Source organism: Hymenobacter terrestris (genome assembly GCF_013377905.1).
GTDB classification, from domain to species: domain Bacteria; phylum Bacteroidota; class Bacteroidia; order Cytophagales; family Hymenobacteraceae; genus Hymenobacter; species Hymenobacter terrestris.
Window position 1 is genome coordinate 1 of record NZ_JABKAV010000162.1, and the last position, 532, is coordinate 532.

Here is a 532-nt window from a genome sequence, read left to right on the forward strand (position 1 = left end):
TAAGAGTGCTTTCGAGGCCCTGCACCACGTCCAAAGGGGCAAAATTCTGGCCGCGGTCCATGTGGCTATACGTTTTCACATTGGCCACCAGCGTGCTGATGCGGGAGCCCGCTTCCTGCACGTCCTGTACCAGCCGCCGGGCCGTAAGTTGGCTTTCCAGCCAGCTCAGCGCCGCTGGTCGGGCAACTTTTTTCCAGTCGGCGAGGGCCGTTTCGAGCGCGGGGCGAGCCAGGCCGGCGTCGAGCAGGCCAGCGGCCAGGTGGTAGCCATCGGCTACACCCTGCTGCTGCTCTAGCCAATCGGCCAACTCGTCTTCCGCGTCGGCCCGGGCCAGGCCGGTAAGAGCCGAGGCCACGGGTGGCGGAGTGCTCAGGCTGATAAGGGCCGCGAAGGCCGCCGGGGAGGGGCAGTGAAGCAGCAGCTGCTGAAGTAGCTCGGGGCGGGCCTGCAGATTGAGCGCCAGGTTTTCGGCGGCGCGGGCAATGGCGGCGGCGGGGTTGTTGAGCTCGTGCGCCAGCCCGGCCGACAATTT

Annotated in this window: 1 pseudogene; it reads right to left on the minus strand. The window is 66.9% G+C overall.

Going from position 1 to position 532, the window contains the following annotated elements:
* A pseudogene (locus tag HW556_RS18435) lies at window positions 1-532 on the minus strand (hypothetical protein); the annotation flags it as partial.